21 protein-coding genes are annotated in these 23,284 nt (G+C 67.5%); 14 read left to right on the forward strand and 7 right to left on the reverse strand.

Annotation, left to right across the window (positions count from 1 at the left end; all coding sequences use genetic code 11):
- Window position 1 precedes the first annotated feature (1 nt).
- The 9 genes from CDN36_RS12410 (at window position 2) to CDN36_RS12450 (ending at window position 7,773) form a co-directional block, all read left to right on the forward strand.
- A complete protein-coding gene (locus CDN36_RS12410) occupies window positions 2-1,384 on the forward strand; it encodes a FliI/YscN family ATPase (RefSeq protein ID WP_287496858.1) in 1,383 nt (460 codons plus the stop codon).
- Window positions 1,381-1,803: a hypothetical protein gene (locus CDN36_RS12415; protein ID WP_287496859.1), complete on the forward strand. Its 423-nt coding sequence runs from the start codon at window positions 1,381-1,383 to the stop codon at window positions 1,801-1,803. The genes CDN36_RS12410 and CDN36_RS12415 overlap by 4 nt, the downstream gene beginning before the upstream one ends.
- A gap of 101 nt (window positions 1,804-1,904) precedes the next feature.
- Window positions 1,905-2,351, forward strand: a complete 447-nt coding sequence (locus CDN36_RS12420) for a hypothetical protein (protein WP_150557091.1) — start codon at window positions 1,905-1,907, stop codon at window positions 2,349-2,351.
- Window positions 2,341-3,543: a type III secretion system protein SepQ gene (locus tag CDN36_RS12425; protein ID WP_287496860.1), complete on the forward strand. Its 1,203-nt coding sequence runs from the start codon at window positions 2,341-2,343 to the stop codon at window positions 3,541-3,543. Before CDN36_RS12420 ends, CDN36_RS12425 begins: the two co-directional genes overlap by 11 nt.
- 206 nt (window positions 3,544-3,749) lie before the next feature.
- Window positions 3,750-4,400, forward strand: a complete 651-nt coding sequence (sctR, locus tag CDN36_RS12430; RefSeq protein WP_287496861.1) for a type III secretion system export apparatus subunit SctR — start codon at window positions 3,750-3,752, stop codon at window positions 4,398-4,400.
- 19 nt (window positions 4,401-4,419) lie between these two features.
- Window positions 4,420-4,686: a type III secretion system export apparatus subunit SctS gene (sctS, locus tag CDN36_RS12435; RefSeq protein ID WP_150557094.1), complete on the forward strand. Its 267-nt coding sequence runs from the start codon at window positions 4,420-4,422 to the stop codon at window positions 4,684-4,686.
- Between the two features lie 6 nt (window positions 4,687-4,692).
- Window positions 4,693-5,535 (forward strand): type III secretion system export apparatus subunit SctT, encoded by an 843-nt coding sequence (gene sctT, locus CDN36_RS12440; RefSeq protein WP_287496862.1) that lies wholly within the window; start codon window positions 4,693-4,695, stop codon window positions 5,533-5,535.
- 7 nt (window positions 5,536-5,542) lie between these two features.
- Entirely contained in the window at window positions 5,543-6,700 is a 1,158-nt protein-coding gene (locus tag CDN36_RS12445) for an EscU/YscU/HrcU family type III secretion system export apparatus switch protein (RefSeq protein WP_287496863.1), read from the forward strand.
- Window positions 6,697-7,773 carry a lytic transglycosylase domain-containing protein gene (locus CDN36_RS12450; protein ID WP_287496864.1) on the forward strand — a complete coding sequence of 359 codons (1,077 nt, stop codon included), beginning with the start codon at window positions 6,697-6,699 and terminating at the stop codon, window positions 7,771-7,773. Before CDN36_RS12445 ends, CDN36_RS12450 begins: the two co-directional genes overlap by 4 nt.
- 6 nt (window positions 7,774-7,779) lie before the next feature.
- Here CDN36_RS12450 and CDN36_RS12455 read toward each other — a convergent pair whose 3' ends face one another.
- Window positions 7,780-8,391 carry a glutathione S-transferase family protein gene (locus CDN36_RS12455; RefSeq protein ID WP_150557097.1) on the reverse strand — a complete coding sequence of 204 codons (612 nt, stop codon included), beginning with the start codon at window positions 8,389-8,391 and terminating at the stop codon, window positions 7,780-7,782.
- Between the two features lie 274 nt (window positions 8,392-8,665).
- Between CDN36_RS12455 and purB the strand changes: the two genes are divergently transcribed.
- Both purB and CDN36_RS12465 read left to right on the forward strand, forming a co-directional pair.
- Entirely contained in the window at window positions 8,666-10,039 is a 1,374-nt protein-coding gene (purB, locus tag CDN36_RS12460; protein ID WP_150557098.1) for an adenylosuccinate lyase, read from the forward strand.
- A 156-nt stretch (window positions 10,040-10,195) separates the two neighbouring features.
- Window positions 10,196-10,645 (forward strand): c-type cytochrome, encoded by a 450-nt coding sequence (locus CDN36_RS12465; RefSeq protein WP_150557099.1) that lies wholly within the window; start codon window positions 10,196-10,198, stop codon window positions 10,643-10,645.
- 100 nt (window positions 10,646-10,745) lie between these two features.
- Here the strand turns inward: CDN36_RS12465 and CDN36_RS12470 are convergent, their stop codons facing one another.
- From CDN36_RS12470 to queA, 6 genes are all read right to left on the reverse strand, one after another.
- Window positions 10,746-11,432, reverse strand: a complete 687-nt coding sequence (locus CDN36_RS12470) for a cytochrome b/b6 domain-containing protein (protein ID WP_150557100.1) — start codon at window positions 11,430-11,432, stop codon at window positions 10,746-10,748.
- 232 nt (window positions 11,433-11,664) lie between these two features.
- On the reverse strand, window positions 11,665-12,642 hold the full coding sequence (gene secF / locus CDN36_RS12475) for a protein translocase subunit SecF (RefSeq protein WP_150557101.1): 978 nt from the start codon (window positions 12,640-12,642) through the stop codon (window positions 11,665-11,667).
- 24 nt (window positions 12,643-12,666) lie between these two features.
- Entirely contained in the window at window positions 12,667-14,568 is a 1,902-nt protein-coding gene (gene secD, locus CDN36_RS12480) for a protein translocase subunit SecD (protein ID WP_150557102.1), read from the reverse strand.
- 134 nt (window positions 14,569-14,702) lie between these two features.
- Window positions 14,703-14,969, reverse strand: coding sequence for a preprotein translocase subunit YajC (yajC, locus tag CDN36_RS12485; protein ID WP_241014253.1), 267 nt, complete (start codon window positions 14,967-14,969; stop codon window positions 14,703-14,705).
- A gap of 239 nt (window positions 14,970-15,208) precedes the next feature.
- A complete protein-coding gene (tgt, locus tag CDN36_RS12490) occupies window positions 15,209-16,339 on the reverse strand; it encodes a tRNA guanosine(34) transglycosylase Tgt (RefSeq protein ID WP_150557104.1) in 1,131 nt (376 codons plus the stop codon).
- A gap of 163 nt (window positions 16,340-16,502) precedes the next feature.
- The gene (gene queA / locus CDN36_RS12495) at window positions 16,503-17,585 is read right to left on the reverse strand and encodes a tRNA preQ1(34) S-adenosylmethionine ribosyltransferase-isomerase QueA (protein ID WP_150557105.1); all 1,083 of its coding nucleotides are present in this window, start codon (window positions 17,583-17,585) and stop codon (window positions 16,503-16,505) included.
- A gap of 225 nt (window positions 17,586-17,810) precedes the next feature.
- Between queA and recG the strand changes: the two genes are divergently transcribed.
- The 3 genes from recG to CDN36_RS12510 all read left to right on the forward strand — a co-directional run bounded on the left by recG (window position 17,811) and on the right by CDN36_RS12510 (window position 23,141).
- Window positions 17,811-19,964 carry an ATP-dependent DNA helicase RecG gene (gene recG, locus CDN36_RS12500; RefSeq protein ID WP_287496865.1) on the forward strand — a complete coding sequence of 718 codons (2,154 nt, stop codon included), beginning with the start codon at window positions 17,811-17,813 and terminating at the stop codon, window positions 19,962-19,964.
- A 208-nt stretch (window positions 19,965-20,172) separates the two neighbouring features.
- Window positions 20,173-21,117, forward strand: coding sequence for a LysR substrate-binding domain-containing protein (locus CDN36_RS12505; RefSeq protein ID WP_150557107.1), 945 nt, complete (start codon window positions 20,173-20,175; stop codon window positions 21,115-21,117).
- Window positions 21,118-21,692: 575 nt separating this feature from the next.
- The gene (locus CDN36_RS12510; RefSeq protein ID WP_287496866.1) at window positions 21,693-23,141 is read left to right on the forward strand and encodes a catalase; all 1,449 of its coding nucleotides are present in this window, start codon (window positions 21,693-21,695) and stop codon (window positions 23,139-23,141) included.
- Window positions 23,142-23,284: the final 143 nt, after the last annotated feature.

The following is a 23,284-nucleotide window of genomic DNA, read 5'->3' on the forward strand; positions in this document are numbered from 1 at the left end:
CATGCGCCGGCCCGACGAGACCCGCATCGCCCACGCGCTCGCACGGACGCTGGACTCCCGCCGCGGCGCGTGCGAAGCCTGGCAACGCGAATCCGCGCAGCCGGCGCGCTACGGACGCATCGACAAGATCACGCCGAATGCCATGCGGGCGCGACTGCCCGGCGCCGCGCTCGGCGAGCAGTGCCGGGTGCTCTCGCCCGCGCTCGACGCCGAGGTCATCGCGGTGGAGGGACGTCACGTATGGCTCGCGCCGTATGCGCAGCCGAACGGCGTGGCCAGCGGAGCGCTGGTGCAGGCGCTGGGCACGGCGTCGCGCGTAGCGGTCGGCCCCCATCTGGTCGGCCGCGTGCTCGACGGGCTCGGCAGGCCGCTCGCGTCCGGGACGACAGGCGGCGAGCACGCGCGCGACACCGTCGCCGCTACGCCCGATGCGGCGTGGCGCGCCCTCGACGCGCCGCCCCCGCCGGCGATGGTACGCGCACCCGTCACCACGCCGCTGCCCGTCGGCGTGCGCGCCATCGACGGCATGCTCACCTGCGGCAGGGGGCAGCGTCTGGGCATCTTCGCGGCGGCGGGCGGCGGCAAGAGCACCCTGCTCGCGATGATGTGCCAGGGCGCGCAGGCCGACGTCATCGTACTCGCGCTCATCGGCGAGCGCGGCCGCGAGGTGCGCGAGTTTCTCGAGCACTCCCTCGCGCCCGAGGCGAGGGCGCGCACCGTGTGCGTTGTCGCCACGTCGGACCGTCCCGCGCTGGAGCGCATGAAGGCGGCGTACACGGCGACGGCGATCGCCGAGGCGTTCCGCGACGAGGGCAAGGACGTGCTGCTGCTGATGGATTCGCTCACCCGCTTCGGGCGCGCCGTTCGCGACATCGGCATGGCCGCGGGCGAGCCGCTCGGCGCGACAAGCGGGCTGCCGCCCAGCTTCTACGCGCGCTTGCCGCGGCTGCTGGAGCGCGCGGGCACCGGCGCCGTCGGCAGCATTACCGCGTTCTATACCGTGCTGGTCGAGGGCGATAACCTCGACGAGCCGCTGGCCGACGAAGTGCGCTCGATTGTCGACGGGCACATCGTATTGTCGCGGCGTCTGGCGCAGGAGAGCCACTATCCGCCCATCGACGTATCGAGGAGCCTGTCGCGCGTGATGACGCAGGTCGCGGACGCCGAGCACGTCGAGTGCGCGGCGCGAGTGCGGCGCGCGCTGGCGCTGGCCGCCGAGGTCGAGTTGCTCGTGCGCGTGGGTGAATACCAGCCGGGCAACGATCCCGAGACCGACGACGCCCTGGCGCGCGCGCCCGACATCCGTGCGTTCCTGTGCCAGCCGCAAGGCGAAGTGGCGCCCTTCGACGATACGCGCGACTGGCTCGCGCAACTGGTGGCATGAGCGATCGGGACGGCGCCCTCGCGCTGACGTCTCCAGCATCGCTAACGTCACTCGTGTCACTAACGTCGCTGGCGGCGCGGCGCGAAGCCGGTCTGCGGGCCGCCCTGGCGCGTCTGACGGCAGCCGCGCGCGAGGCCGGCGACGCACTCGCGGCCAGCGAGCGCGAGCACGCCCGGCTGCGCGAGGTCTGGCAGCAAGCCCTGGCGCGCGGCGGCGTGTACGCGCGGCGGGAGGCGGCGCAGGTCTCACGCGAGGTCGAGCAGGCGCGCGCAGCGCTCGCGCATGCCCGTGCGCGAGCACAGGCGGCGCACGCGCAGTGGCAGCAGGTGCAGGCGCAATTGCAGGAGCAGCGCGAACGGCTGTATGCCAACGCGCGCAAGCAGGAGAAGTTGCGCGCGTTGCTCGCGCAACGGCGTTGACGCCATGCCGCACGCTCTCTGGCCGCCCGCGCCTTGCAAGCCGCGCGACGGCTGGCGCGCCCCCGATGCAGCAACCCCTTCGTCACCATGAGGAGCACACCATGAGTACCGTCCCACGCAGTGCCGTTTCCGCCGATCCTTTCGCCGGCCTGTCCGGCGAACGGGTGAAGTCGCATCACGACGCCGGGGCCCGCCGCTCGGGGTATCGCGACGAGTCCGACGAACGCCCGTTCACGTTGGCGCGCGAGCGGGTGGTGCGGGTGAGCGGCCCTGTCGACGTGCTGCGGTGGCTGCGCGTGTGGCGCGAGCGCCAAAGCGAGAATTGGGAGGGCGTGAGTTCGCTGCGCGTCGCGGTGCACGGCGGGGCGCTCGACGGTCTGGTCGTGGAAGCGCGGCGAGGGCGGCTGGGCATCACCGTCTCGCTGATCTGCGTGCGCCTGGCGCTGTACCGGCGGCTGCTCGCGCATCGTGGAGAACTGTCGCGCGCGCTGACGTCGCGCCTCGGATTGGCGGTGACCGTCGAAGTGCAGGCGCGATATGTACCTTGAGCCGGGGGCGTTGCCGATCGCCGCGGGGCCGCTCGACGGTGTGCTGACGGGGGCTTCGGGCTGCGTCGCGTTCGCGGTGCAGGACATCGACGTAAGCGTCGGGTGGCTTCGCTCGGGCGGCGAGGGCCTCGTGGTGAGCGCCCGCGTCGATGACGGCGTCATGGCCCCGGTGCGTTTCTGGTGCGACGCGCAGCAATGGCACGATTGGCTCGCGCCGCGCTTGCCGGTGCCGCTGCACGAGGCACTTGCGTCGGACTGGGCGGAGATTGCCGCGTCGCTGACCCTGGCTCCCGCCATTGCCGGCGATGGCGATGATGAGGACGGTGGCGGTGATGGCGACCCCGTGGCGAGCGCCGCGGCTCTCGCCACATGGCCGCACGTGACGAACGTGGCGCCGGGCTGCGCGGCGGCGGCGTGGCGCGTCGGCATGGTCCTCGAGCGCGACGGCCGCCGGTTGGCGCTGAGCTATCTCGACGGCGCAACGTCGTGGCTGTCCGCACGCTGTCAGGCGGCGCGCCAGAGCGACGCACCGCTCGATCCGGCAGGGCTCCCGCAGCGCCGCTGCACACTCGCTGCGGGATGGACGACGCTCGCGAGCCGGCAATGCGATGCGTTGCGCGAAGGCGATGCCGTGCTGCTGGACGTGGCCGCGGACGTCGAGCATGGCGAAGCATGGCTGCTGGACGGCGACTTCGCGATTGCGATCCGCGACGCTGCGCCGCTCGGGCGAAGCGTCGTGCTCGCCCCCATCGACCCCATCCCTCCCATCAACGGCAGCGACCCTATCGACGGTCCTCCCGACATCGGCCCCGCCCGCGCCGACCGACCGAACGCCGCACCGCCCGCGTCTTCCATGACCCGCCTGATCGCCGTCATCGGGGAGCGGCCTTTTCCTGTCCCCCTGCTGATGGCCTGGCGCGCCGGACGCGTCGACGCCCGGCCGCCCGTCTCCGAGGTCCATACGTTGTCCACCTCGCACGTCGTGTTGTGGCGAGATGGCATGCCGTGGGCCGCGGCGCGCTTATTGCGCTTTGGCTGCGGCGCATGGGCCGCACGCCTCGGCGCCGCGCATGGCGCGCTCGCCGCGGCGGGCGACGAGCCCACCGACGCGGCCAACGCTGCCGAAGCCGCCCAAGCCGCCCAAGCCACCGAAGCCACCGAAGCCACCGAAGCCACGGAAATCCGCCCCTGACCCGATGTGGGTACGCAAGTCGCCGTGCTCTCCGCAATCTCGGGTGGTGACCGGATGGGCATGCGCGCGCGGCATTCCTAACATCGCCCGACGCCCGACACACCGCCGGCACGGTGTCGCGGCATTCCTTCGCAAGCCCCTCGCTTGTGCCGTCTTGTCGACGTCGTTTGCCGCGCCGCCCGCCCACGACGCCCATTGGAGTTCGCATGTCCCTGCTCGACCACCCGGTGCAGCTTGTCGTTGTGCTCTCGCTGCTGTCGATCATGCCGCTGCTGGTGGTGCTGGGCACTGCATTCCTGAAGCTTGCCGTGGTGTTCGCGCTGCTGCGTAACGCGCTCGGTACGCAGCAGATTCCCCCGAACATCGCCATCTACGGCCTGTCGCTCGTGCTCACCTGCTTCATCATGGCGCCCGTCGCCTTCGATATCGAAACGAATCTCGCGCGTCGCCCCGTCGCGATGTCCTCGCCCAGTTTCGTGGCCGACGTCGACGCCGCCGTGCTCGCGCCTTACCGTGCCTTTCTCTCGCGCCACAGTGACGTGCGACAGCGCGAGTTCTTCGCCGGTATCGCCGGCCGGACGTGGCCGGAGGCGCATCGCGGGCGCCTGGGCGCCGATTCGCTGCTCGTGCTCATGCCCGCGTTTGCGCTCAGCCAGCTCGCCGAGGCGTTCAGGATCGGCCTGCTGCTGTACCTGCCATTCGTCGTGATCGATCTGGTGATCTCGAACATCCTGCTCGCGATGGGAATGATGATGGTCTCGCCCATGACCATCGCGTTGCCGTTCAAGCTGTTGATCTTCGTGATGATGAACGGCTGGGAGCAACTGGTGCGTCAGCTCATGCTCTCCTACGCATGACGGCTTCGGGAGTGTGTGCATGAGTGAAGCCATCGTCGTCAAACTCACCAGCGAAATGCTGTGGCTCACGCTGCTGATGTCGCTGCCCACGGTCGTGGTGGCCGCCGTCGTCGGCGTGCTCGTCTCGCTCGTGCAGGCGCTCACGCAGGTGCAGGACCAGACCGTGCAGTTTCTCATCAAGCTCGTCGCCGTATCGGTCACGCTCGCTGCAACCTACGCGTGGATGGGCCATGTCCTGCTCAACTATGCGGGCGGCGCGTTCGAACAGATCAGCCGGATGCGGTGAGCGCCAATGACTCCCACGCTGCTCCCGGGCCTGGCGCCCGCCGCCGATGCGCTGCTCCCGCCCGTCTGGACCGGGCTCCATGACTGGGCGCTCGCCTGGGGCGTGGCGATGCTGCGCCCGCTGGGCATTGCCATGCTGCTGCCGGTGTTCTCCGTAGGCATGCTGGGGGCGGGCCTGTTGCGCAACGCCCTGGTGCTCGCGTTGGCGCTGCCGGCGGTGCCGCTCGTCCATGCCGCACCCGAGATGCCGGCGCAATGGACCGGCTGGGCCATGCTGGTCCTGCGCGAGCTGGGGGTCGGCGGGCTGCTCGGGTTCGCCGCCGCGCTGCCGTTCTGGGCGATGGACATGACCGGTTACGTGATCGACACCCTGCGGGGCGCGTCAATGGCAAGCGTGCTCAACCCGCTCATGGGCGCGCAATCCTCGGTCTTTGGCATCGCGCTCACGCAAATGCTGTGCGTGCTGTTCTTCATCACCCCGGCCGCGCATGCGTTGCTCGGTGCGCTGTACGACTCGTACACCGCGCTGCCCGTGGGCGCGGCCTGGCATTGGAGCGACGACAGCGCGGCCTGGCTGTTGTCGTTGTGGCAGGCAATGCAGCTCATGTGCCTGGCCGTCGCCCTGCCGGCGATCGTGGTGATGGTGCTCGTCGACCTGGCGATGGGCTTCATCAACCGCGCGGCGCAGCAGCTCAACGTGTTCTTTCTCGCGATGCCCGTCAAGAGCGCCATGGCGCTGCTCGTGACGGTCGCGAGTCTGCCGTTCGCGATCGGCGTGCCACTGGCCAGTTGGTATCGGCTGCCCGAGATGTTTCGCGCGTGGCAGGCACTGGCGTTGCCGGCACCGTGAGGCTGACATGAGCGAAAGGAATCAGCCGCCCACACCCAAGAAGATCCAGGACCAGCGCAAGAAGGGGCGCGTCGCCAAGAGCGCCGATCTCAGCGTATGCGTGCAGCTCGGCGCGGTGCTGGCATGGCTGGTGTTCGAGGGGCCCGCGCTGTATGCCGCGCTCGAGGCGCTCGTCGCGCGCATGCTGCTCGTGCTGCGCGAGCCGGTCGACGAGGCGGTGCGCGGCATGCTGGCCCCTTCGCTGCTGCTGTTTCTGCGCTTCGCGGGCGGACTCGCGCTGCTGCTGGTCGTCACGACCTGGCTCGTCGTGATTCTGCAGATCGGCGCGCTGGTGGCGCCCGACGTGCTCCGTCCGAAATACGAGCGCATCGATCCCGTCGCCAAGGCGAAGCAACTGTTCTCGATGCAGTCGCTCTTCGAGTTCGGCAAATCACTCATGAAGGTGGCGGTGCTCGGCGTGGTGTTCTTCTATCTCGTGCGGCAGTACACGCCTTCGCTCGCGGTGTTGCCGATGTGCGGACCCTCGTGCGGGCTGGCGCTCACCGCGCGCCTGCTGTTCTGGCTGATGTCGGCGCTCGTGGCGGCCTACGTGGTGTTCGGCGGCCTCGATTACGCGTACCAGAAGTATCAACTGCGCAAGCAACTGATGATGTCTCACGAGGAGATCAAGCGCGAGCTCAAGGAAGTCGAGGGCAACCGCGAAATCAAGAACAAGCGTCGCGACATTCACCGGGAGACGATCGAGAGCGGCAGCCTGTCGGACAACGTCCGGCGCACGACGGCCGTCGTGCGCAATCCGACGCGTATTGCAGTGTGCCTGCGCTACGTGCCCGGAGAGACTGCCGTGCCGCTGGTGATCGAGAAGGGTCGCAATGCGCGCGCACGGCGTATCGTCGAGCTCGCGCAGCGCGAAGGGGTGCCGGTGATCGAGCACATTCCGGTCGCGCGGCGACTGATGGACGACGTCGACGTCGACGCGCCGATTCCCGCCGATCTGTTCGACGCCGTGGCCGCGATTTTGCGTCTCGCGCTCGACCTGCCTTACGAAGTGGACGGCGCCGCGGATGACGCGCTGCACGGCGCAGCGGCGGACGCGCCAGGCGGTCGACGTGAGGGTGGGGCGCAAACGGGAAGGAACGTCGCCGGACCGGGAGGCGCGACATGACCGCGCCGCGGCGCCGGGCCGGCCGGTTCGCGGCATGGACGTTGACCGTTGGCGCGGGGCTGGTGTCGCTGTCGGCAACGGCTTCGACACCGGGACTGCTGCCGCGTCACCCGCGCGTTGCCGACGCGCAGCTGGCGGTGCCCGCGCCCCGCGTCGTCCCGCGCGCCGAGGCGGCTTCGCAGGCGCGTGTCCCGGAACGAATCGTCTCCGACACGAGCGCGGCGGCCTCGTCGATTTCGCAAGCACGGCCCTTTGATGCACGGCCCTTTGATGCCCTCGTCCGGCACGCGGCTCGTGCGGCGTCGCTGGAGGCGGCCCTGCTTCACGCCATCATCGAGACCGAGTCGGGCTACGATCCGCTGGCGGTGTCGCCGCGCGGCGCCATCGGTCTTATGCAGGTGCTGCCGCGCACCGGTGCGCGCTTCGGCGTGCGCCGTCTCGAGGACCCGGCGGAGAACCTGCGCGCCGGCGCGGCGTACCTGCGCTGGCTGCTCGAGCGTTTCGACGGCGAACTCGTTCTTGCGCTCGCCGCCTACAACGCCGGCGAGGGGGCCGTGTTGCGACACGGCCGCCGGATTCCACCATTCCCCGAGACGCAGAACTACGTGCGCAAAGTGATGGCGGGATATTCGCGTCTGGCCGATGCGGACCCGTCGCACGATCAGGATGCATGGCGTCGCGAGCGGGCGTCGCCGGCACAACGCCCCCTTCGACGCGAATCGCTCAGGGTGCGAGCAGCCGCCGCAGGCGTCGCGACGAGGCCGCCTGCCGGCAGCGATCTCGCGGATATCCTGCGCGAGCCGGGCGAAGGCGCGCATGCCGTTCAGGCCGGGGCGTCCGTGGCGCGCGCGGCCGTCGCCCCGAGCCGTGCGGGTGCGGGGTCGTCGCGGGAGCCGGACCGGGACCCGACTGACGCACGCACCCCGTCGCCGCGTGCCACCGCGGACGCGGCGGCCGAGCGCGCCTGGCGCCTGCTGCGGGGTCTGGGGGAATGGATGACGCGCAGCCCGTCGGCGCGCATGGACGATCGCGATCGGCCGGCCGTCGTGATGCCGCCTCGTCAGGGCGGATGACGCCGATCAGGCCACCGGCACGGTGTCGGCCACGGACGGGCGCGCGGACATGCGCTCGAAGTGACGGGCCAGGTTGGGATGCGCGTCGCGCCACGGCACTTCCGGGAAACGGAAGTCGAGATAGCCCAGCGAGCAGGTCACGGCCACGTCGGCCAGCGTCAGGCGATTGCCGGCGCACCATTGACGCTCGGCCAGTCCGAGCTCCATGGCGCGCAGCCCCTCGGTGATCTTGCGCAGTTGCCGGTCGATGAGCCGTTGCGAGCGCGACGCCTCGTCATGGAACATCGTTTCGACGCGAATCTGCACGGCGGCGTCCGTCAGCCCGTCGGCAAGCGCTTCCCAGCAGCGCACTTCGGCGCGCTCGCGCCCGGACGGCGGCAGCAGCTTGCCCACGGGCGAGAGCGTGTCGAGGTATTCGCAGATCACGCGCGAGTCGAACACCGCTTCGCCGTCTTCCATCACCAGGCAAGGCACCTTGCCCAGCGGGTTGGACTCGTGGACGCGGCTGTCGTCGCCCCAGACATTCTCCAGCTCGAGCTTGTAGTCGAGCTTTTTTTCCGCCAGCACGATGCGGACTTTGCGAACGTAGGGACTGGCGAGGGCACCGATCAACTTCATGTGTTTCCTTCATAAATCGCTGTAGCGCGGGGGAGAGTATAACGTGCGGCCCGAGGCGGCCGAGCAGTGCCGCGAGCGGCGCGGGGAAAGCATGGAGGAAGGCGGCGCGCCCGGGAAGCAGGAAGCGCCCGCCAGGGCAGGGCCGCGGACATCGCCCAGGCAACGGCGGCGGGCCGGCGTGCGGATGCCCGGGGGCCGGGAATGGTAAAATGGCGGTCTTTCCGAGTTGGCGCCACGCCGGCTCCCCCGGTTTTCTTTTTCGGTGCCCAGTGCCATGTCTGACGAATTCTCCCCCCTGACCGCGCTTTCCCCGCTCGACGGCCGTTATGCCAGCAAGACCGACGCCTTGCGCCCGTGGCTGTCCGAGGCGGCATTCATGCGTCACCGCGTGACGGTCGAAATCCATTGGCTGATCGCGCTGTCGAAGGCCGGTTTCGCCGAGATCGCGCCGTTCTCGGCGGCGGCGGAGACGTTCCTGCTCGAGCTGGCCGCCAACTTCTCGAACGCCGACGCCCAGCGCATCAAGGACATCGAGAAAGTCACAAATCACGACGTGAAGGCCGTCGAGTACTGGCTCAAGGAAAAGGTCCAGGGTCAGGCGGAACTCGAAAAGGCGAGCGAATTCATCCACTTCGCGTGCACGTCGGAAGACATCAACAACACGTCTCACGGCCTGATGATCAAGGGCGCGCGCGACAAGGTGCTCGTGCCGGCGCTCGAATCGCTGGTGGCCAAGCTCGGCGAGCTCGCACGCGAACACGCCGCCCAGCCGATGCTCTCGCGCACCCACGGCCAGCCCGCCTCGCCGACCACGCTCGGCAAGGAACTCGCCAACGTGGCCGTGCGTCTGGCCCGTGCGCTCGAGCGCATTCGCCGTGTGGAGCTGCTCGCCAAGATGAACGGCGCGGTCGGCAACTACAACGCCCACCTCTCGGCCTATCCGGAGTACGACTGGGAGTCGTTCTCGAAGGCGGTCATCGAGCAGCGTCTGGGCCTGACGTTCAATCCGTATACCATCCAGATCGAGCCGCACGACTACATGGCCGAGCTTTTCGACGCCGTGGCGCGTGCCAACACGATCCTGCTCGACCTGAACCGCGACATCTGGGGTTACATCTCGGTCGGCTACTTCAAGCAGAAGACGAAGGCCGGCGAGATCGGCTCGTCGACCATGCCGCACAAGGTCAACCCGATCGACTTCGAAAACTCGGAGGGCAATCTGGGGCTGGCCAACGCCGTGCTGCGTCACCTGGCCGACAAGCTGCCGGTCTCACGCTGGCAACGCGACCTGACGGACTCCACCGTGTTGCGCAACATCGGCGTGGCCTTCGGGTACAGCCTGCTGGCGTATGACTCGTGCCTGCGCGGTCTGGGCAAGCTCGAGGTGAACCCGCAGCGTCTGGACGAAGACCTCGACAACACGTGGGAAGTGCTGGCCGAGCCGGTGCAGACGGTGATGCGCCGCTTTGGCGTGCCCAATCCTTACGAGCAACTCAAGGAACTCACGCGCGGCAAGGGCATTACCCGTGAAGCGCTACAGGCCTTCATCAAGCAACTGGCCATTCCGGAAGACGCCAAGGCGCGCCTGCTGGAGATGACGCCGGCGAACTACGTCGGTATCGCCGAGTCGCTCGCCAAGCGCGTCTGACGCGCGAAGGCATTCTGTCGGGGACAGTGAACGGGCCGCCGGTGCGGCCCGTTTTTCATGGGCGCGACCCTGGCGCGCCGGGCGCCGCGAGGTGTCACACACATCGTCGGGTTGCTGTGTATCATAGCCGCACAATCTATAAGGAGAATCCCCTCGATGAAGCTGACTTTCGCCGTAGCCGCTCTCGCCGCCGCCGTCGTGCCGGCCCTCGCACAAGCCCAGTTCGCCAAGCCCGAGGACGCCGTGGAATACCGCCAGTCCGCACTCTTCCTGCTCGGCAACCACTTTGGCCGCATCGGCGCCGTCGTCAAGGGCGACGCCCCGTTCAACAAGGACGACGTGGCGAAGAACGCGGAACTCGTCGCCACGCTCTCGAAGCTGCCGTGGCCCGCCTTCGAGGGCGGCCAGACGACGGCAAAGAGCAAGGCCAAGCCGGAGGTCTTCTCCGACAAGGCGAAGTTCCAGCAAGCGGCCGAGAAAATGGAAACCGCGGTTGCCAAGCTCAACACCGTGGCCAAGGGCGGCGACCTCGCCTCGATCAAGACGGCCTTCGGCGAAGCGGCGCAGACCTGCAAGAGCTGCCACGACAACTTCCGCGCGAAGTAAATCGCTCCCGGGCTGTTCTCGCCACGGGAAAACAGGAAAGCCGGCCGCGTGCAACGCGACCGGCTTTTTGCATTCGGGGCCCGACGTTGCGCCCGACGCGTCAATACGACGGGAGCGACGCGACGGCCGGCGTCAGATGGACGATGCGGTACACGAGCGCCGAGGCCAGCGCGATCAGCACCAGCGCGCCGGCACGCACGCGCCAATCGTCACGCGCCGGGTGCGCCGGCGTGGCCAGATGCTTGTCGCCGCCGATCATCGGGGTGATCAGATCCTTCTTGCGCGCCACGCGGTAATAGACGATCGCCAGCACGTGCAGCGCCACGAGCGCCACGAGCACCCATTGATTGCGCTGATGCCAGCCGGTCAGGGCGTCGCTCAGGTCCTTGTCGATGAATTTGACGAGGGGCCCGTCGTTGAAGATATCGTCGTTCGAAAACAGGCCGAGCACGGCCTGGATGCCGAAGAAGAGCAGCATGGCGATGACCGACAGGCCGCCCAGCGGCGTGTGCCCGGCAAAACGCGCGTCGGTGGCCGCGGCGTCGCGCAGCGACCGAACGAACGTGAGCGGGCCGGTCAGGAAGGCGCTGAAGCGCGCGTAGCGCGGGCCCGCAAGGCCCCACACCACGCGGAAAATCAGCAAGGCGAGAATCGCGTAGCCGCACCAGAAGTGGTAGACCATCGCGTTGCCACCGGTTTTGGCCGTCACATAGGCCGCGACGGCGATCACGACGAACGACCAGTGGAACAGACGGGTGGGCAGGTCCCAGATGCGGATCGGCTTCATGGCAAGACGTGTCGGAATGGGCGAATCCCGCGAGATTACCGCAAGCCCGTGCGTCGTGCACGCGGCAGACAGCGATGCTGGCCTGTTCGCTGGATTACCAAGTCGCCGTGCCGTACAGACGGGTGCGAAAGACCCGCGCGAGACTCGTGCGCGCGGACAAAAAAACCGCCGGACGCGCCGGCGGTTTTTTCAGATTGGCTTGGGATCGGCTTCGGACCGGTGCCCGCAGCGATCAGACCCGCGCGCCGAAGTTCGGATCGTTGCGATCCATCCCTTCCTCGCCGTCCTTGCTAGTGTGCTTGATGAGGTCATCGCGCTTCACGCCGAACCACATGGCGAGTGCGGCGGCCACGAACACCGACGAGTAGATGCCGAACAGAATACCCACGGTCAGCGCCAGCGCGAAGTAGTGCAGCGTCTGGCCGCCGAAGAAGAACATCGACAGCACCATCATTTCCGTGCTCGCGTGCGTGATGATCGTGCGCGACATGGTCGTGGTAATGGCGTGGTCGATCACTTCCTGCACGCTCGCCTTGCGCATCTTGCGGAACGTCTCGCGAATCCGGTCGAAAATCACGACCGATTCGTTCACGGAGTAGCCCAGCACCGCCAGCACCCCCGCGAGCACCGCCAGCGAGAACTCCCACTGGAAGTAGGCGAAGAAGCCGAGAATGATCACCACGTCATGCAGGTTGGCGATCACGCCGGCCACGGCGAACTTCCATTCGAAGCGAAACGACAGGTAGATGATGATGCCGACCACCACGAACGTGAGCGCCAGCAAGCCGTCGGTGAACAGCTCATGCCCGATCTGCGGGCCGACGAATTCCACGCGACGCAGCGACACGTCGGGGGCGTCCGCCTTGAGCGCGGTCATCACGGCGTCGCTTTGCTGCGCGCTGGTGATCTGCTTGCCGTCCGGACCGTTCTGAATCGGCAGCCGGATCATCACGTCGCGCGAGGTGCCGAAGCTCTGCACCTGCACGTCGCGGTAGCCGAGCTTGCCGACTTCGCCGCGGATCTTCTCCAGATCGGCCGCCTGCGTGTAGGCCACTTCCATGACCGTGCCGCCGGTAAACTCGATCGACAGGTGCAGGCCCCGCGTGAGCAGGAAGAACACCGCCGCCACGAATGTGAGCGCCGAGATGATGTTGAAGACGAGGGCGTGCCGCATGAACGGCACGTCTTTCTTGATACGGAAAAATTCCATGACTGTTTCCTCTCGCGCCTGCGCTTATTGCTCGCCTGCGTCGCGTGCGCCGGGGGTGTTCGCGGCGCCGTCCGGGCGCCAGACCTGACCGATCGCGAGCGTCTTGAGCTTGCGGCGGCTGCCGTACCACAGATTGACCAGACCGCGCGAGAAGAACACGGCCGAGAACATCGAGGTCAGAATGCCCAGGCAGTGCACCACGGCAAACGCGCGCACCGGGCCCGAGCCGAAGGCCAGCAGCGCCAGGCCGGCGATGAGCGTGGTCACGTTCGAGTCCAGAATCGTGGCCCAGGCGTGCTCGAAGCCGAGCGAAATCGCCTTCTGGGCCGACGCGCCCGCGCGCAGTTCCTCGCGGATACGCTCGTTGATCAGCACGTTCGCGTCGATGGCCATACCGAGGGTGAGCGCGATAGCCGCGATACCCGGCAGCGTGAGCGTGGCCTGCATCATCGAGAGCACGGCCACGAGCAGCAGCAGGTTGACCAGCAGGGCGATCACCGAGAACACCCCGAACAGCATGTAGTACAGCATCATGAAGACGGCGATGGCGACCAGGCCGTACAGCACCGAGTCCACGCCCTTTTGCACGTTGTCCGCGCCGAGGCTCGGGCCGATGGTGCGTTCCTCGATGATTTCCATCGGCGCGGCGAGCGAGCCGGCGCGCAGCAGCAGCGCGAGGTCGTTGGCCGCCTGCGCCGAGCCCATGCCGGTGATCTGGAAACTCTGGCCGAGTTCGCTGCGGATGTTCGCCACCGTCAGCACTTCGCCCTTGCCCTTCTCGAACAGCACGATGGCCATCGGCTTGCCGATGTTGTCGCGCGAGACGTCGCGCAGCACACGGCCGCCGGCGGCGTCGAGCTTGATGTTGACCGACGGTTGCTGGTGGTCGTCGAAGCCCGCGGCGGCGCTGGTGATGCGATCGCCGCTGAAGATGACCTGACGCTTGAGCAGCACCGGCGCCCCATTGCCGTGCAGGAACAGTTCATCCTGCGGCGGCACCGGGGTGTCGGCCGATACGAGACGCGGTGCGTCCGGGTCCGCCAGACGCGCTTCGAGCGTTGCGGTGCGGCCGATGATGTCCTTCGCCTTGGCCGTGTCCTGCACGCCAGGCAGCTGCACCACGATGCGGTCCGGCCCTTCTTGCTGGATCACCGGCTCGGCCACGCCCAGTTCGTTCACGCGGTTGTGCAGCGTGACGATGTTCTGCTTGACGGCGTTGTCCTGCACCGCGCGGCGCGCCGCCTCGGTAAAGGCGCCCACGACCTTGAACGTGCCGTTGGGCCCCGCCTGGGTGGTGTACGACAGATCGGGCAGGCCGTCGCCCAGGGCGCCACGGGCGCGCTCGGCGTCTTCCTGGCTGGAGAAGGCGACTTCGATGCCGTTGTCCGTGCGCGTCACGCCGTTGTGGCGGATGTTCTTGTCGCGCAGGAGCGTGCGGGCGTCGGCGGCGGCCGCGTCCAGACGTTTCGTGATGGCGCCAGCCATGTCGACTTGCAGCAGGAAGTGCACGCCGCCGCGCAGATCGAGGCCGAGGTACATCGGCAGCGCGTGGATCTTGGCGAGCCATTCCGGCGAAGCCGAGAGCAGGTTCAGCGCGACGACGTAGGTCGGGTCGCTCGGATCGGCGTTCAGCGCCGTCTGGAGCAGGTCCTTCGCGCGCAGTTGCGTGTCGGTGTCGGCGAAGCGAATGCGCACGCTCGGGTTGTTGCCCGTGCTGTCGAACACGGCGCCCTGGTAGGCGATGTTCTGGGACTTCAGCGCGTCTTCGGCGCGAGAAAGCGTCGTGGGGTCGACCTTGACGGTCGCCTTGACGCTGGAAATCTGTACCGCCGGCGTTTCACCGAAGAGGTTCGGCAGCGTGTAGAGCACCCCGATGGCGAGCGCCACCAGAATGATGATGTATTTCCAGAGAGGATAGCGATTCATAGCGGCGGGCTAGGGTGATGCCTCGTGGCAAACCGTGCTGCAGACCGGCTCGCATGACAGCGCCGGCCGCGAGGACCGGCGGCGCCATGCACTGCGGCCGCCCGGAAGGGCGGCCGCGTGCGGTTGTGCGAAGGTCAGAGCGCCTTGATGGTGCCCTTCGGCAGCAGGGTCGTGATGGCGCCCTTCTGCACGTTGATCTCGACGTTCTCGGCGATCTCCACGGTGACGAACGTTTCGCCGACCTTCGAGATACGGCCGGCCAGGCCTCCCGAGGTCACGACTTCGTCGCCCTTGGCAAGCGCGGCCAGCATGTTGCGCACTTCTTTCTGACGCTTCATCTGCGGACGGATCATGATGAAGTACAGCACCACGAACATCAGCACGAGCGGCAGGAAGCTCATCAGGTTGCTGGTCGGGCTGGCGGCGCCAGCCGTCTGAGCGAAGGCTTCGGAAATCAGCACGTTCGGTTCTCCTTATGTGTAAGACGAGTAAAAGCCGCATGCGACCGGTTGCCCGGTCGCGCGCGGCATGTTGTTTCGGTGCGAGGACGCACGATCCAAGCCCGGCATTTTACCACCGCCCGACCCCGTTCCCCGGGAGGAATCCATGTCGTCGACGCCCGCAGTCCGGGCCCCGGCCGTTATTGCACGCCGCGCGCGCGATCGGCCCGGAAGCGGGTGACGAACGCGTCGAAACGGTGTGCTTCGATGGCATCCCGGATTTCCTGCATCAGCGTCAGATAGTAATGCAGGTTGTGGATGGTGTTGAGCCGCGCGCCCAGAATCTCCCCGGCTCGCTGCAGGTGGTGCAGATAGGCGCGCGAGAAGTTTCGACAGGTGTAACAGCCGCAAGTTTCGTCCAGCGCGCGGGTATCGCTCTTGTGCGATGCGTTGCGGATCTTCAGATCGCCGAAACGCGTGAACAGCCAGCCGTTGCGGGCGTTGCGCGTGGGCATCACGCAATCGAACATGTCGACACCGGCCGCCACGCCCGCCACCAGGTCTTCCGGCGTGCCCACGCCCATCAGGTAGTGCGGTTTGTCGGCCGGCAGGCGCGGCGCCACGTGCTCGAGCACGCGCATCATGTCTTCCTTGGGCTCGCCGACCGACAGCCCGCCGATCGCATACCCGTGGAAGCCCAGCTCCGAGAGGCCTGCGAGCGATTCGTCGCGCAAATGCTCGTACATGCCGCCCTGGACGATGCCGAACAGCGCATTCGGGTTCTCCAGGCGGTGGAATTCGTCGATGGAGCGCCTGGCCCAGCGCAGCGACATGCGCATCGACTGGCCGGCCTCGATTTCCGTGGCCGGACGGCCGCCGATCTCGTAGGGCGTGCATTCGTCGAACTGCATGACGATGTCCGAATTGAGCACGCGCTGGATCTGCATCGAGATTTCCGGCGACAGGAAGAGCCGATCGCCGTTGACGGGCGACGCGAACTTCACGCCTTCTTCGCTGATTTTGCGCAACTCCCCAAGGCTGAATACCTGAAAACCGCCCGAATCGGTGAGGATCGGGCGGTCCCAGCCCATGAAGCGATGCAGCCCGCCGTGGGCGGCGATCGTCTCGAGCCCCGGGCGCAGCCACAGGTGGAAGGTGTTGCCGAGGATGATCTGGGCGTTGTTCTCGACGAGCTCGGCGGGCGACATCGCCTTGACCGAGCCGTAGGTGCCCACGGGCATGAAGATGGGCGTCTCGACCACGCCATGATTGAGCGTGACGCGCCCCCGGCGGGCCTGCCCGTCGGTGGTGATGAGTTCGAACTTGAGCATGTATCGCGCGCCCCGGCACCACCGGCAAAACAAGCCAGCGCCCGCGCGGGACGTCAAAAGGAGCGGCCGCGCCCCATGCGCGGCCAGGCCGCTATTGTACCGGGAAGTCCCGGCAATCCCGCGCGGCGCCCCGCGGGGGCCCGTCCGGATATGCGATGACCGTTCAGGCGACGGCTTTCGCCGGGTGGTGAATCGCTTCGCGCGAGAGGATCATCGCGTCGCCGTAGCTGAAGAAGCGGTAGCGCTGTTCGATCGCGTGGCGATACGCGGCGCGAATCGTCTCCATGCCCGAGAACGCGCTGACCAGCATGAGCAGCGTCGACTTGGGCAGGTGGAAGTTGGTGATCAGACGGTCGACGAGCAGGAAGCGGTAGCCTGGCGTGATGAAGATGTCCGTCTCGGCGCTGCCCGCGCGCAGCGAGCCGGGCGCGCCGCCGGCGGCCAGCGCTGCCTGGGCCCCGGACTCCAGCGCCCGCATCGACGTGGTGCCCACCGCGATGACACGTCCGCCACGGGCGCGCGTGGCGGCAACGGCGTCGACGAGTGAGGGCGTGATGTCGTACCACTCCGAGTGCATCCTGTGCTCGCCGATGTTCTCCACGCGCACCGGCTGGAACGTGCCGGCGCCCACGTGCAGCGTCAGCGTGGCGCGCTCGACGCCCAGTGCGTCGAGCCGGGCGAAGAGGGGTTCGTCGAAGTGCAACCCGGCCGTCGGCGCGGCAACCGCGCCCGGGTTGCGCGCGTAGACGGTCTGGTAGCGCGTCTCGTCCGCGGCGTCGGCGTCGTGGGTGATGTAGGGCGGCAGCGGCAGGCGGCCGTATGTCTCGAGCAGCGTGTAGCAGTCGTGCGGAAAGTGCAGCGTGTAGAACGGCTCGACGCGCTCTCCGACGGTCACTTCGAACGCATCCGCCAGACGCAGCACGGTGCCCGGTGCGGGCGACTTGCTCGCGCGGATCTGGGCGAGCGCGGTGCGCTCGTCCACCACGCGCTCGACGAGCACTTCGATCTTGCCGCCGCTCGCCTTCTGGCCGAAAAGGCGCGCCTTGATCACTCGCGTGTCGTTGAACACGAGCAGGTCGCCGGGGGCGAGCAGGCCGGGCAGGTCGGCGAAATGCCGGTCATAGAGATGCGGCGGCGTGACGCTGCCGTCCACCTCGAGCAGACGGCTGGCGCTGCGCTCGGCGAGCGCCGTCTGCGCGATGAGCTCGGGCGGCAGGTCGAAATCGAAATCGGAAAGGGTATACATCAGCGTTTACAATGCTCAGGGTCTGTTCACCTGGGTACCGGGTTCGTGAACGTGTTTGGCCGCAAGGCTGGCGCGGCGGCGCCGGGCGCCCGGCAGGACGCGCTCCCGTCGAACTTCCCGGAATGACGGTGAGCGGGCCCCAAAGACCGACATTTTACTTGGTTCGTCCGAAGGCCTGCCGGCACGGCGAGGCTTCGGGACGGACAACTCCCGACCCGCGACTGCATGACCGAACGCACAATGCCCGCCAACGCGCGTGAGAACGAGCCAGCCGATCTCGTGGGAGCCACGAAGCAAGCGACGCGCAAGAGCGCAGCCAAGCCCGGCTCGGGCAGCGCCGACAAGCTCGCCAAGCTTGGCCTGAAGCGCGACATCGACCTGATCCTGCATTTGCCGATGCGCTACGAGGACGAGACCACGCTGCGCAAGATCGGCGAGGTGCTGCCGAGCGAGACGGCGCAGGTCGAGGGCGTCGTCACGTCGAGCGAAGTGGCGTACCGGCCGCGTCGGCAGTGGGTCGTGCGCATCGCCGACGAGGGGCACGAACTGGTGCTGCGGTTTCTGAATTTCTACGGCAGCCAGCAAAAGCAGCTTGCCGTCGGCACGCGCGTGCGGGTGCGTGGCGAAGTGCGCGGCGGCTTCTTCGGGCTGGAGATGGTGCATCCGGCCTATCGCGTGGTGCAGGACGCCGCCGCGCCGCTGCCGGAATCGCTCACCCCCGTTTATCCCAGCGTGGCCGGCCTGTCGCAGGCGTACCTGCGCAAGGCGATCCACAACGCAATGGAGCGCACGCCACTGCCCGAGTTGCTGCCGCCCGGGTTGCTGCAGCGGGCCATCGGCCCGGATCATCCGCTGCCCGCGCTTGCCGAGGCCGTGCGACTGTTGCACGCCCCGCCGCCCAACGTATCGGAGACGGCGCTCGTCGAGCGCTCGCATCCGGCGTGGCTGCGCATCAAGTGCGAGGAATTGCTGGCGCAGCAGTTGTCGCTCAAGCGGGCGCAGGCGGCGCGCCGGCGTCTCGCGGCGCCCGCGCTCGGCACCCGGGCGCCCGGCGGGCTGCTGGAGCGCTTCGAGGCGGCGCTGCCGTTTCGCCTGACCGGCGCGCAGCAACGCGTATGGGCGGAGATCCGGGCGGATCTGGCGCAGCCGCATCCGATGCAGCGTCTGCTCCAGGGCGACGTGGGCAGCGGCAAGACGATCATCGCCGCGCTCGCGGCCGCGCAGGCCATCGACGCCGGCTACCAGGCGGCGATCATGGCGCCCACGGAAATCCTGGCCGAACAGCATCTGCGCAAGCTCTCGGCGTGGCTTACCCCGCTCGGCGTGGAGGTGGCCTGGCTCGCGGGCAGCATGAAGGCCAGGGAAAAACGCGAGGCGCTTGCGCGCGTGGCCAGCGGCGAGGCGCAACTGGTCATCGGCACGCACGCCATCATTCAGGATACCGTGACCTTTGCGCGGCTCGGCATGGCGGTCGTCGACGAGCAGCATCGCTTCGGCGTGGCGCAGCGTCTCGCGCTTCGCAGCAAGATGCAGACGGCGGGCATGGGCGAGAACGCCATGCCGCACCAGTTGATGATGAGCGCCACGCCGATTCCGCGCACGCTCGCCATGACCTACTATGCCGATCTGGACGTGTCCGTGATCGACGAACTGCCGCCGGGTCGCAGCCCGGTCGTCACCAAGCTGGTGAGCGACACGCGCCGTCCCGAAGTGATCGACCGCGTGCGCGCGGCGGCGCTCGCGGGGCGCCAGGTGTACTGGGTGTGTCCGCTCATCGAGGAAAGCGAGGCGCTGCAACTGCAGACGGCGGTCGATACGCACGCGCAACTGGTCGCGGCGCTGCCGGAGCTGCGCGTGGGTCTCGTGCATGGACGCCTCACGCCCGCGGAGAAGGCCGCCGTGATGGACGACTTCACGCGCGGTGACACGCATCTGCTGGTGGCGACCACGGTGATCGAAGTGGGCGTGGATGTGCCCAATGCGTCGTTGATGGTGATCGAGCACGCCGAGCGTTTCGGGCTGGCGCAGTTGCACCAGTTGCGCGGGCGCGTCGGCCGCGGGTCGGCCGAATCGGTCTGTCTGCTGATGTACGCGTCGCCGCTGTCGATGGGCGCGAAGGCGCGCCTGCAGACGATGCGCGAGACGACCGACGGTTTCGTCATCGCACGGCGCGATCTCGAGATTCGCGGGCCGGGCGAGTTTCTCGGCGCGCGGCAGTCGGGCGCGGCCATGCTGCGCTTCGTCGATCTCAACGAGGACGGCTGGCTCATTCCCGGCGCGCAGGAGGCGGCCGAGCTGCTGCTCAAGTCGCATCCCGCCGCAGTCGCCGCGCATCTGGAGCGCTGGCTGGGCGCGCGAGAGGACTATCTGAAGGCGTGAGCGCATGCCGTCGCTTTGCCGGCGCCGCGCGTGCGGGCCGCGCGAAGCGGCGTTCGCCGCCGGGGCAGGGCGCAGCCGAAGCGATGGCCGCGATCCGGGAAGACGCCACGCGCGTCTTCCGAAAACGGGCAATCGCCGCGCGATTGTGCTATAAAAAACAAAATCTATCGGTCGCAGTGATTCGATTAATGACACAGGTTAGGACGACATGACCCTCACGGAACTCAAGTACATCGTGGCGGTGGCGCGCGAGCGCCATTTCGGTCGCGCGGCGGAAGCCTGTTTCGTCAGCCAGCCGACGCTCTCGGTGGCCATCAAGAAACTCGAGGACGAGCTCAATGTTCAGATTTTCGAACGCGGCGCCGCCGAAGTGAGCGTCACGCCGCTCGGCGAGCAGATCGTCGCACAGGCGCAGCGCGTGCTCGAGCAGACCATCGCCATCAAGGAAATCGCCAAGCAGGGGCGCGACCCGCTCGCCGGCCCGCTGCGCCTGGGTGTGATCTACACCATCGGGCCGTATCTGCTGCCTGCGCTCGTCAAGGAGATGATCGAGACCACGCCGCAAATGCCGCTCATGCTGCAGGAGAACTACACGCTCAAGCTCATCGAGTTGCTCAAGCAGGGTGAGATCGACGCGGCCATCATGGCGTTGCCATTCCCCGAGAGTGGGTTGATGGTGCGCCCGCTCTACGACGAACCGTTCGTTGTCGCACTGCCGCGCTCGCACCCGTGGGCCGAGCGCGCGCAGATCGACGCCGGGGATCTGAAGCAGGAAACGATGCTGCTGCTCGGCAGCGGCCACTGCTTCCGCGATCACGTGCTGGGCGTCTGCCCGGAACTCATGCGCTTTTCGCAGAACGCCGACGGCATCCAGAAGACGTTCGAAGGCTCTTCGCTCGAGACGATTCGCCACATGGTCGCGAGCGGTGTGGGCATCACGGTATTGCCGAAGACGTCGGTGCCGCAGACCCATGCGCCGGACAGCCTGCTGCGTTACGTGCCGTTCTCGGCGCCGGTGCCCGACCGTCGCGTGGTGCTGGCCTGGCGCAAGAGCTTTACACGTTTGCCGGCCATCGACGCCGTGGCGCAGGCCATCGCGCGGTGCGACCTGCCGGGCGTGATTCCGCTCGATCTGCCCGCGACGTCCAACTGAGGCGTCCCCCGGCGGGGGCATTCCGCCCCCGCCATATTCGCTTGTCCCCCGTATCCCCCGTATCCCCCGTGCGCGTCTGAGTCATCGCACCTGTCGTCGGCCGCATCAGCGCGCGGGGGATCGCCTCCACCGTTCCCATCGCTCTGCACGGGCGGTGGCACGTCTCGCCCGCCGTTACGTCAACCCTTCGCCGGGCACGTATTGCGTCTCGCTATCGAATATATAAAAACGATCAATTCGACTGATTCAATAAATATAATTAATATCGTTCCATGCGTTTGACAGCCGGCCCTTCAGGCGGTGGGCATCAGACGCTGCGCACAACCATGGCGGGACAACGGCCGTGGCCTCCATAGCACGCGACGCATTCGAGGTGCCCGAATGACCAACTTGAAGGCCTATTTGCACGACATCGAGACCACGCTGGAACGCTTGCTTGCCGACTTCGCCCTGACTGCGCCCTGACTGCGCCCTGACGGGCGCCTAAGCCCGCCGGCTTCCTTCACTTCCTTTGACTCCCGTCGATAGCCTTCGATGGCCGTCGACCCACCGATCAGCAAACAGGAGAGCGTCACATGTCCGATACGAAGAAACTCACGACCGCCGCCGGCGCACCGGTGCCCGACAACCAGAACACGATGACGGCCGGCCCGCGCGGTCCCGCGCTGCTCCAGGACGTGTGGTTCCTCGAGAAACTCGCGCACTTCGATCGCGAAGTAATCCCCGAGCGCCGCGTGCACGCCAAGGGCTCGGGCGCCTACGGCAAGCTGACCATCACCCACGACATCACGAAGTACAGCCGCGCCCGCGTGTTCGAGGCGATCGGCAAGGAAACGCCGGTGTTCCTGCGCTTCTCGACGGTGGCCGGCGAGCGCGGCGCCGCCGACGCCGAGCGCGACGTGCGCGGCTTTGCCATCAAGTTCTATACGGATGAGGGCAACTGGGACCTGGTGGGCAACAACACGCCCGTGTTCTTCGTGCGCGATCCGCTCAAGTTTCCCGACTTCATCCATACGCAAAAGCGCGACCCCAAGACCAACCTCCGCAACCCGACGGCGGTGTGGGACTTCTGGTCGCGGCATCCCGAGTCGCTGCATCAGGTGACGATCCTCATGAGTGATCGCGGTTTGCCGGCGAACTATCGCCAGCAACACGGTTTCGGCTCGCACACGTTCAGTTTCGTCAACGCCGCGAACGAACGCTTCTGGGTGAAGTTTCACTTCAAGTCGATGCAGGGCGTGGAGAACCTGACCAACGAGCAGGCGGCACAAGTCGTCGCCCACGATCGGGAGAGCGCGCAACGCGATCTGTTCGACGCCATCGAGGCGGGCAACTTCCCGCGCTGGCGCATGCAGGTGCAGGTCATGCCCGAGGCTGAGGCCGCGACGTACCATATCAATCCGTTCGATCTCACGAAGGTGTGGTCGCACGCGGACTATCCGTTGATCGATGTGGGCGTGCTGGAGCTCAATCGCAACCCCGAGAACTACTTCGCGGAAGTCGAGCAGGCGGCGTTCAATCCGGCCAACGTCGTGCCGGGCATCGGCTTCTCACCGGACCGTATGCTGCAGGGGCGCCTGTTCTCTTACGGCGACACGCAGCGTTATCGCCTCGGTGTGAACCACAGCGCGATTCCGGTGAACGCGCCGAAGTGCCCGTTCCACCACAGCTTCCATCGCGACGGCGCAATGCGTGTCGACGGCAATCTCGGCAGCGCACCGAACTACGAGCCGAACCGCTACGGCGCGTTTGCCGAGCAGCCGGAGTTTCGCGAGCCGCCGTTGGGCCTGGGAGGTGTGGCGGACCGCTTCGATCATCGCGAGGATGCCGACGACTACTCGCAGCCGCGCGCGTTGTTCAATCTGTTCGACGAAGGGCAGAAAGCGCGTCTGTTCGGCAACATCGCGGCGTCGATGAACGGCGTGCCGGACGACGTGGTGCAGCGCCAGATCGATCATTTCGCGAAGATCGATCCGGCTTACGCGGCAGGGGTGATCGCGGCGCGCAAGGCGTTGGCGGCTTAGTGCATGGCGCGCAGTACATGGCTTATTGCACCGCGTAGTGCATGGGTAGTGCGCGGGCAGTGCACGGGTAGTGCGCCGAGCGGCTCGCGAGACGGCGAGGTATCGGCAACCCGCCATCTCGCGCGGGCCGCTTGACGGGCGTG

This window comes from Pandoraea sp. CB10b_02 (assembly GCF_002216225.1).
GTDB classification, from domain to species: Bacteria; Pseudomonadota; Gammaproteobacteria; order Burkholderiales; family Burkholderiaceae; genus Pandoraea; species Pandoraea nosoerga.